The sequence below is a fragment of the Stenotrophomonas sp. YJH_SMC_81 genome, from assembly GCF_059370875.1.
In genome coordinates this window covers 1-8,670 of the sequence record NZ_JCAFUB010000018.1, presented here as the reverse complement: position 1 = coordinate 8,670, position 8,670 = coordinate 1, and the positions used below count along the sequence as shown (strand labels likewise).

The 8,670-nt window shown below is 65.9% G+C and carries 8 protein-coding genes; 4 read left to right on the top strand and 4 right to left on the bottom strand.

Features of this window, described 5'->3' with window-relative positions; all coding sequences use genetic code 11:
• Nucleotides 1-278 precede the first annotated feature (278 nt).
• Nucleotides 279-1,466, top strand: a complete 1,188-nt coding sequence (locus AC5P8U_RS19515; protein ID WP_194433967.1) for a mechanosensitive ion channel family protein — start codon at nucleotides 279-281, stop codon at nucleotides 1,464-1,466.
• Nucleotides 1,467-1,493: 27 nt separating this feature from the next.
• Here AC5P8U_RS19515 and AC5P8U_RS19510 read toward each other — a convergent pair whose 3' ends face one another.
• The 3 genes from AC5P8U_RS19510 to typA are packed head-to-tail and all read right to left on the bottom strand — an operon-like array spanning nucleotide 1,494 to nucleotide 5,484.
• Complete coding sequence (locus AC5P8U_RS19510; RefSeq protein ID WP_072169161.1) at nucleotides 1,494-3,116, bottom strand: amidase; 1,623 nt, start codon at nucleotides 3,114-3,116, stop codon at nucleotides 1,494-1,496.
• 41 nt (nucleotides 3,117-3,157) lie between these two features.
• Nucleotides 3,158-3,625 (bottom strand): DUF2127 domain-containing protein, encoded by a 468-nt coding sequence (locus AC5P8U_RS19505; protein WP_005415426.1) that lies wholly within the window; start codon nucleotides 3,623-3,625, stop codon nucleotides 3,158-3,160.
• An 11-nt stretch (nucleotides 3,626-3,636) separates the two neighbouring features.
• On the bottom strand, nucleotides 3,637-5,484 hold the full coding sequence (typA, locus tag AC5P8U_RS19500; protein ID WP_061480552.1) for a translational GTPase TypA: 1,848 nt from the start codon (nucleotides 5,482-5,484) through the stop codon (nucleotides 3,637-3,639).
• Nucleotides 5,485-5,755: 271 nt separating this feature from the next.
• On the opposite strand from typA, the gene AC5P8U_RS19495 reads away from it, so the two are divergent.
• The 3 genes from AC5P8U_RS19495 to AC5P8U_RS19485 all read left to right on the top strand — a co-directional run bounded on the left by AC5P8U_RS19495 (nucleotide 5,756) and on the right by AC5P8U_RS19485 (nucleotide 8,089).
• Nucleotides 5,756-6,247, top strand: a complete 492-nt coding sequence (locus tag AC5P8U_RS19495; RefSeq protein ID WP_005408225.1) for a peptidylprolyl isomerase — start codon at nucleotides 5,756-5,758, stop codon at nucleotides 6,245-6,247.
• Nucleotides 6,248-6,365: 118 nt separating this feature from the next.
• Entirely contained in the window at nucleotides 6,366-7,352 is a 987-nt protein-coding gene (locus AC5P8U_RS19490; protein WP_005415428.1) for a malate dehydrogenase, read from the top strand.
• A 122-nt stretch (nucleotides 7,353-7,474) separates the two neighbouring features.
• Nucleotides 7,475-8,089, top strand: a complete 615-nt coding sequence (locus tag AC5P8U_RS19485) for an RluA family pseudouridine synthase (RefSeq protein WP_088496498.1) — start codon at nucleotides 7,475-7,477, stop codon at nucleotides 8,087-8,089.
• Nucleotides 8,090-8,562: 473 nt separating this feature from the next.
• On the opposite strand, the gene AC5P8U_RS19480 is transcribed toward AC5P8U_RS19485, so the two are convergent.
• A partial coding sequence (locus AC5P8U_RS19480) for an IS3 family transposase (protein WP_308140878.1) occupies nucleotides 8,563-8,670 on the bottom strand: 108 nt, incomplete at its 5' end.

Sequence of the window (8,670 nt, the reverse complement as noted above, 5' to 3'; positions counted from 1 at the left end):
GCGGCGACCGAGCTTACATGGGTGAGGGCGCTTTGCTTGCGAAGCACTGCTTCGCAAGCGCCCGAACGCACAGCCGCCAGCGGCTGGGCCGGGCCCCGGAGGGGTACTTGCAGCGCCCCCCGCAACCGGACCCACCCCGCCATCCCACAGCAAACCCGCTTCTGCTTCGGCTGTTGCTGTTGCCGTTGCTGTTGCTTCGGCTTCTGGGCAGGTGCAGGGCTACAAGCCCTGCCGACCAACACCCTCCTTACAAACGACTGACGTGACGCTCATGCGCCATGCGCGAGGCTGTCCACTTGCTTGTTCGACTGGAGGTGGCAACGGTGCACTGGCAGAGCGCACAGGCCTACGCATGGCCGTTGGGTTTGGCCGCATTGGTGGGCGGTATCGGCGCGTGGCTGATCCTGTGGATCTACCATCGGCTGAAAGGGCGTGATCGGCGGCGCGCGCGCATCGGGCGTGTGCTCGGGCTGCCAATGGCCACCGCATGGCCGCTGCTGCTGTTGATCCCTGCATTGCAGGCCACGCCGCTGCAGGATCCCCTTCTGGGCAACCTGCAACGGGTGCTGCATATCGCACTGACCGCCTGCTTCATCTGGTTGCTGGTACGCGCAGTGGCAGCGGGTGAGCGGGCCATCCTGCGCAGCCATCCCATCGATGTCTCCGATAATCTGGAAGCGCGCCGCATCCAGACCCAGACGCGGGTGCTCAGCCGTGTGCTGATGGGCGGCATCATCGTGCTGGGCACTTCGCTGGTGCTGCTGACCTTCCCCATGGTGCAGAAGATCGGCACCGCGCTGCTGGCCTCGGCGGGCCTCATCGGCCTGGTGGCCGGTATCGCCGCAAAGCCGGTGTTCGGCAACCTGATCGCTGGCCTGCAGATTGCAGTGACCCAGCCGATCCGGCTGGACGATGTGGTGATCGTCGAGGGCGAGTGGGGACGCATCGAGGAGATCGGCAGCAGCTACGTGGTGGTACGCATCTGGGACGAGCGGAGGATGGTGGTGCCGCTGACCTGGTTCATCGAGAACCCCTTCCAGAACTGGACCCGGCGCAGCGCCGATCTGCTTGGTACGGCGTTTCTGTGGCTGGACTATCGTGCCCCGATCGCGGCGATCCGCGCTGAGCTGGAGCGCATCTGCCGGGGTGAGGCATTGTGGGATGGCCGGGTCTGCGTGACCCAGGTGACCGAAACCAGCGAGCGTGCGATCCAGGTGCGCCTGCTGGTGAGTGCGCGCAGCTCTGGCGACGCGTTCGACCTGCGTTGCCTGGTACGCGAGCGCATGCTCGATTTCCTCGCACGTGAGCATCCGCAGTCGCTGCCGCAGCTGCGTGCGCGGCTGCAGCATGCTGACGAGCTGGACATGCCGCGTGGTCCACGCGCACGTACTGCAGATGTGCGTTCGCCGGGGGCTGAAGACGGTGAGGCGGCAATCGTGCCGATGGAGCCGGAACCCGAACGGTAGCGCCGGCCAGCGGCCGGCACTACCGGATCAAGGCTCGCCGGCGTCGATCAGCGTGTCGGTGCCGAAGTGCGGTGGCCGCCGCGCGCGGGTGCGCTGTTCGTAGGCGTACGCCATTTCGATCAGCTTCGGTTCGCTCCAGGCGGTGCCCATGAACAGCAGGCCGACCGGCAGGCCATCGATCTGGCCCATCGGCACGCTGAGGCTGGGATAGCCGGCGACGGCGGCGGCACTGTAGCTCTCGCCGGGGAAGTCGTCGCCTTCGCTGCGGATCGGCCACGCCACGCCGGTGGTCGGCGCGACCAGGGCGTCGAGCTGGTGGGCGGCGAGGGCGGCATCGATGCCTTCCGGGCCCGCCAACCGGCGCGCATCGCTGCGTGCGCGGATATAGGCGGGGTCGGCCAAGCCAGCGGTAGCGTCAGCTTCCACCAGCAGTTCCTGGCCGAACAGGCCCAGTTCCTGCTTGCTGTGCGCCCGGTTGAAGGCGATCAATTCGGCCAGGCTGTGCAGGGGAGCGCGGTGGGCGCTGAAGTAACGCTCCAGCCCGGCCTTGAACTCGTACAGCAGTACCTTGCGTTCGGCGTCGGCCCAGGCGCCCTGGTTGGGCAGCTCCACCGGCACCACGACGGCGCCGGCCCGACGCAGCTCGGTGGCGGCGTGTTCGATCAGTGGCGGCATGCCGCGGTATTTCAGCAGCGGCGTCTGCAGCAGGCCGATGCGCTTGCCACGCAGTCCCTGCGGATCCAGCCGCGCGGTGTAGTCGTACACCGCACGGCCGGGCATGGTTGCGGTGGCCGGGTCGGCATCATCGCGGCCGGCAATTGCGGTCAGTACGGCCGCAGCGTCGGCGACGCTGCGTGTCATCGGCCCCGCAGTATCCTGGCTGAAGGAAATCGGGATGATGCCATCGCGGCTGACCAGGCCGACGGTCGGCTTGAGGCCGACGATGCCATTGATCGCCGCAGGGCAGACGATGCTGCCGTCGGTTTCGGTGCCGATCGCCACGCTGGCCAGGTTGGCGGCGACCGCTACCGCGCTGCCGCTGCTGGAGCCGCAAGGCGAGTGGCTGAGGCGATAGGGATTGCGGGTCTGGCCGCCGCGCGCGCTCCAGCCGGACACCGAATCGTTGCCGCGGAAATTGGCCCATTCGCTGAGATTGGTCTTGCCCAGCACCACGGCCCCGGCCTCGCGCAGGCGCCGCACCAGATACGCATCGTCAGGGCGGAACCCCTGCAGGGCCAGAGAGCCGGCACTGGTGGCCATCGGCGCCGCGTTGATGTTGTCCTTCAGCAGTACCGGGATGCCGTGCAGCGGGCCACGCAGGCGTCCATCGCGGCGCTCGCGGTCGCGCGCCGCGGCTTCCTTCAGGGCATCGGGGTTGAGCTCGATCACCGCGCGCAGGCGGGGGCCGGCCCGATCCAGGGCGGCGATGCGCTGCAGGTAGGCCTGGGTCAGGGTGGTGCTGTCCAGTTCACCGGCGGTCATCCGCGCCTGCAGGTCGGCAACATCGGTTTCAGCGTACGGGAACGGCACGTTGCGGCTCGCAGGTTCGGCCGCATGCGCGCTGGGCGTGGCCGGGCTGCAGCCAGCCGAAAGCAGCGCAGGCAGCGCGGCGAGCAGGCAGGTCAGCAGAGGCGGCAAGGACGGGCGCATGGGGCGGCTTGGTCGGCTCCAATCCCCAGTGTAGCCGGTGCTCAGCGGTGGCGCTTGCGCAGGTCGCGGGCGAGAACGTAGACCACGATCAGGTTGATCGCCAGGATCGTCCACGACGGCCAGCCGGGGTGGCGGATGATCGCGAAGATGTCGAAGGGCAGGTACAGCGAGGCAGTCAGGCAGCCCAGCCAGGAGGCCCAGGCCTTGGCCCGCCACAAGCCCCAGGCTTCGACCAGGTGCAGCAGGCCGTAGCCGATCATCCCCGCCGCGGCCAGGTGGACCGCGTCGGGGCTGATCATATGCAGCAGCGAGGGCAGGGTGCCATGGTCCGGATCCAGGCTGAAACGCCGGATCAGGACCATGATGCCGTGCCGAAGCGGCTGCGGTCCGAGCACTTCCAGCCCGGTGGCGGCCAACAGCGCCAGCATCGCCTTGCTCGCTTCGAGCAGGGCGATGACGTGCAGACCCGGATGCCGGTGTGGATCCGGGTTGTAGCCGCTCTGGTTCACGGGGTGCTGGCTCAGCCGCCGCGCGAAGCCTTCTTGCGGTCGCTCTCGGTCAGGAACTTCTTGCGCAGGCGGATCTCCTTCGGGGTGATCTCGACCAGCTCGTCGTCTTCGATGAAGTCCAGGGCCTGTTCCAGCGAGTACTTGATCGCCGGGGTCAGCTGGATCGCATCGTCCTTGCCGGAAGCGCGCATGTTGGTCAGCGGCTTGGTCTTGATCGCGTTGACGGTCAGGTCGTTGTCCTTGGAGTGGATGCCGACCAGCTGACCTTCATACACGTTGTCGCCTTCGGCAGCGAAGAGCTTGCCGCGTTCCTGCAGCGGGCCCAGCGAGTAGGCCGGCGTGACGCCCGGCGCATTGGCGATCATCACGCCGTTGATGCGCTTGGCGATGGCGCCCTGTTCCTTCGGGCCGTAGTGGTCGAACACGTGGAACAGCAGGCCCGAACCCTGGGTCAGGGTCTTGAACTCGTTCTGGAAGCCGATCAGGCCACGGGCCGGGATCTGGTACTCCAGGCGCACGCGGCCCTTGCCGTCCGATTCCATGTTCTTCAACTGGCCCTTGCGGGTGCCCAGCTTTTCCATCACGCCGCCCTGGTGGACTTCTTCGATGTCCACCACCAGCTGCTCGATCGGCTCCATCAGCTGGCCGTCGATTTCCTTGATGATCACTTCCGGGCGCGACACGGCCAGCTCGTAGCCTTCGCGGCGCATGTTCTCGATCAGCACCGACAGGTGCAGTTCGCCACGGCCCGAGACCAAGAACTTGTCGGCGTCTTCCAGCTGCTCGACCTTCAGGGCCACGTTGTGGACCTTTTCACGGTCCAGGCGGTCCTTGATCTGGCGGCTGGTCAGGAACTTGCCACCGGACAGGTCCTTGTTGCCGGCGAACGGCGAATTGTTCACCTGGAAGGTCATCGAGATGGTCGGCTCGTCGACGGTCAGCGCAGGCAGGGCTTCCGGGAAGTCCGGTGCGCAGATGGTGTCGGAGATGGTCAGCTCCTGGATGCCGGAGATGGCCACGATGTCGCCGGCCTCGGCCGAATCCTGCTCGATGCGCTCCAGGCCCATGAAGCCCAGCACCTGCAGCACCTTGCCGTTGCGCTTCTTGCCTTCACGGTCGATGACCGCGACCTGCATGTTCTTCTTCAGGGTGCCGCGCTGGATGCGGCCGATGCCGATCACGCCCACGAAGTTGTTGTAGTCCAGCTGGCTGATGCGCATCTGGAACGGGCCTTCCGGGTCCACTTCCGGCTTCGGCGCGTGCTGCATGATCGCTTCGTACAGCGGGGTCATGTCGCCGTCGCGCACGGTGTCTTCCAGGCCCGCGTAGCCGTTCAGGCCCGAGGCGTAGACGATCGGGAAGTCCAGCTGCTCGTTGGTGGCACCGAGCTTGTCGAACAGGTCGAAGACCTGGTCGATCACCCACTCCGGACGGGCGCCCGGACGGTCGACCTTGTTGACCACGACGATCGGCTTGAAGCCCATCGCGAAGGCCTTCTGGGTCACGAAGCGGGTCTGCGGCATCGGGCCGTCCATCGCATCGACCAGAATCAGCACGGTGTCGACCATCGACAGCACGCGCTCGACCTCACCGCCGAAGTCGGCGTGGCCGGGGGTGTCGACGATGTTGATCCGGTTCTTGATGCCGGTCTTCTTGTCTTCCCAGGTGATGGCGGTGTTCTTGGCCAGGATGGTGATGCCGCGTTCCTTTTCCTGGTCGTTGCTGTCCATCACGCGCTCGGCGAGGACGGTGCGCTCGGACAGGGTGCCGGACTGCTTCAGCAGCTGGTCGACCAGGGTGGTCTTGCCATGGTCGACGTGGGCGACGATGGCGATGTTGCGAAGATTTTCGATGGACATACGAAAGGGGGCCAGTCGGCGCCGGATTTGGAAAAAGAAGTCCAACATTATACGTCGAACTTGACGATTCGCGAAAAGGTGGATTTCACGCCGGCCAAACGGCCCATTCAGCTGGCTGTCCACCGCTTCGGCCGAGGTCGCCAGGACGGCCCCTCGGCTCACCTTCCCCTGGCTGAAGGCGGGGGCTCCACCGATGGTCGAAGGCACCGCCGCCACGAGGCAGGTGTAAACTAGGTGGCTAGACGCATTCCCCTTTGCACCAAGGATCTTCATGTCCCTCATCGCCACTTTCGACACCACCCAGGGCCCGATCAAGGTCGAGCTGTTCGCCGACAAGGCGCCACTGACCGTGGCCAACTTCGTGAACCTGGTCAAGCACGGCTTCTATGACGGCCTGATCTTCCATCGCGTGATCGCCGACTTCATGATCCAGGGCGGCTGCCCGCAGGGCCGTGGCACCGGCGGCCCGGGCTACAAGTTCGAAGACGAGAAGAATGGCGTGAAGCACGAGGTCGGCTCGCTGTCGATGGCCAACGCCGGCCCGAACACCAACGGCAGCCAGTTCTTCATCACCCACATCAAGACCGATTGGCTGGACGGCCGCCACACCGTCTTCGGCAAGGTCCTGGAAGGCCAGGCCATCGTCGATTCGGTCAAGCAGGGCGACGTGATCCATTCGATCACCCTGGAAGGCGACGTCGACGCCGTGCTGGCCGCGCAGGCCGACCGCGTCGCGGAGTGGAACAAGCACCTCGCCGCCTGACCCCCTTTCGAAACGGCCACCCACGGGTGGCCGTTTCCCTGTTCCCCGCCGCCCGCCCGGCCTGCGTGGCCATGCCCGCGGCGCCCCATCAAACGCTTGCAAGCAAGAGGAAACCCCCATGAAAGCACCCGTTCGTGTTGCCGTGACCGGCGCCGCCGGCCAGATCGGTTATGCCCTGCTGTTCCGCATCGCCTCCGGCGAAATGCTGGGCAAGGACCAGCCGGTCATCCTGCAGCTGCTGGAACTGCCGGTCGACAAGGCCCAGGCCGCCCTGAAGGGCGTGATGATGGAGCTGGAAGACTGCGCGTTCCCGCTGCTGGCCGGCATGGTTGGCACCGATGACGCCGAAGTCGCGTTCAAGGACGCCGACATCGCCCTGCTGGTCGGCGCACGTCCGCGTGGCCCGGGCATGGAGCGCAAGGACCTGCTGCTGGAGAACGCCAAGATCTTCACCGCCCAGGGCGCCGCGCTGAACAAGGTCGCCAGCCGTGACGTGAAGGTGCTGGTGGTCGGCAACCCGGCCAACACCAATGCCTACATCGCGATGAAGTCGGCTCCGGACCTGAAGCCGGAGAACTTCACCGCCATGCTGCGCCTGGACCACAACCGCGCGCTGAGCCAGCTGTCGGCCAAGCTGGGCAAGCCGGTCGGTGGCATGGAGAAGCTGGTGGTGTGGGGCAACCACAGCCCGACCATGTACCCGGACTACCGTTTCGCCACCGCCGACGGCGCCTCGATCGCCGATGCGATCAACGACCAGGAGTGGAACGCCAACACGTTCATCCCGACCGTCGGCAAGCGCGGCGCGGCGATCATCGAAGCCCGTGGCTCGTCCTCGGCCGCTTCGGCCGCCAATGCCGCCATCGACCACGTGCGTGACTGGGTGCTGGGCAGCAACGGCAAGTGGGTCACCATGGGCGTGCCGTCCGACGGTTCCTACGGCATTCCGGAAGGCGTGATCTTCGGTTTCGCGGTGACCACCGAGAACGGCAAGTACACCCTGGTCAAGGATCTGCCGATCGACGACTTCAGCCAGAAGTACATCGACAAGACCCTGGCCGAGCTGGAAGAAGAGCGCGCCGGCGTCGCCCACCTGCTGGGCTGATGCAGGCGGTACCGGCTCCGGTCGGTAGGTCTTGCATCAAGGTAGGTACCGACCGCTGGTCGGTACGCAGAAAACGGGGAGGCTTCGGCTTCCCCGTTTTCATTTGGAATTCCTGGAACCGCATGATCCACCTGCACTACATCGACGACGCGCTGCTGGTGGCTGAAAAGCCCGCCGGCCTGCTGTCCGTGCCCGGCCGCAGCGCCGAGAACCAGGACTGCGTCGTCGCGCGCCTGCAGTCGCTGTACCCGGATGCGTTGACCGTGCACCGCCTGGACCAGGTGACTTCCGGGCTGCTGCTGCATGCGCGTGGCAAGGACATGCAGGCGGCGTTGTCGATGCAGTTCGAGCAGCGCCGGGTTGGCAAGCGCTATGAAGCGATCGTGGAGGGACTGCTTGAAGGCGATGCCGGCGACGTGGATCTGCCGCTGATTGTGGACTGGCCGAACCGGCCGAAGCAGACGGTCGATCACGAACGCGGCAAGCCGGCGCTGACGCGCTGGCGCGTAATGGCGCGTGATGTGGAAGCGCAGCGTACCCGCGTGGAGCTGGAACCGATCACCGGCCGCAGCCATCAGCTGCGGTTGCACATGGCCAGTATTGGCCATCCGATTGTTGGCGACGTGCTGTATGACGCGGCACCGGCGCAGCGCGTGCACCTGCATGCGCGCAGCCTGCGGTTCACGCATCCGCTGACGGGCGAGGCGCTCGCGTTCGAGTCCGCGGCTCCGTTCTAGGGGGTCGGCAGGGCTTGCAGCCCTGCACCTGCTACGAACCGGAGCAACGTCAAACATCAAAGGCGGGCTATCCGTGGGTTGGCGGGACGGTGTCGGAGTGCGGGGCCGCCGCAAGTACGTCCGTGTAGGCTTGGCAGCCGCATCCATGCGGCTGACACCCCGCACTCCGACACCGCCCCACCTTCGACAGGTTCACTCGGCTGTTGGTAACGGTGGCCGTTGTTCCGCGCAGCTGTTGGTAGGTGTCGACCTTGGTCGACACGATTTTTCTGTCAGATATCGAATGAATCATCCACGCATGGCGTGGATCTACCGTGTCGACCGAGGTCGACACCTACCAGAACAATATGCCGTTCCGACAGATCGCGGAATCTGTCGAAGGTGGGGTGGGTCCGGTGGCGGGAGTGTCCGCGGCATGGATGCCGCGGCCAAGCCCCCACGGTGAAGTGACCCCCGAGACTTGGACGGTGGGGTCAGGCGGCTGCTTGGGCCTGTTCCCGGTACTTTACCGGGCTTAGCCCCTTCAATTTCAATCTGATTCGCTCTTGGTTGTAGTACTTGATGTACTCCACCAGCCCGGC

Excerpts from the sequence above, each read along its gene's own strand:
- AC5P8U_RS19490 (WP_005415428.1), top strand. The coding sequence starts at position 6,366 with ATGAAAGCACCCGTTCGTGTTGCCGTGACCGGCGCCGCCGGCCAGATC.
- AC5P8U_RS19515 (WP_194433967.1), top strand. The coding sequence starts at position 279 with ATGCGCGAGGCTGTCCACTTGCTTGTTCGACTGGAGGTGGCAACGGTG.
- AC5P8U_RS19485 (WP_088496498.1), top strand. The coding sequence starts at position 7,475 with ATGATCCACCTGCACTACATCGACGACGCGCTGCTGGTGGCTGAAAAG.
- AC5P8U_RS19495 (WP_005408225.1), top strand. The coding sequence starts at position 5,756 with ATGTCCCTCATCGCCACTTTCGACACCACCCAGGGCCCGATCAAGGTC.
- typA (WP_061480552.1), bottom strand. The coding sequence starts at position 5,484 with ATGTCCATCGAAAATCTTCGCAACATCGCCATCGTCGCCCACGTCGAC.
- AC5P8U_RS19510 (WP_072169161.1), bottom strand. The coding sequence starts at position 3,116 with ATGCGCCCGTCCTTGCCGCCTCTGCTGACCTGCCTGCTCGCCGCGCTG.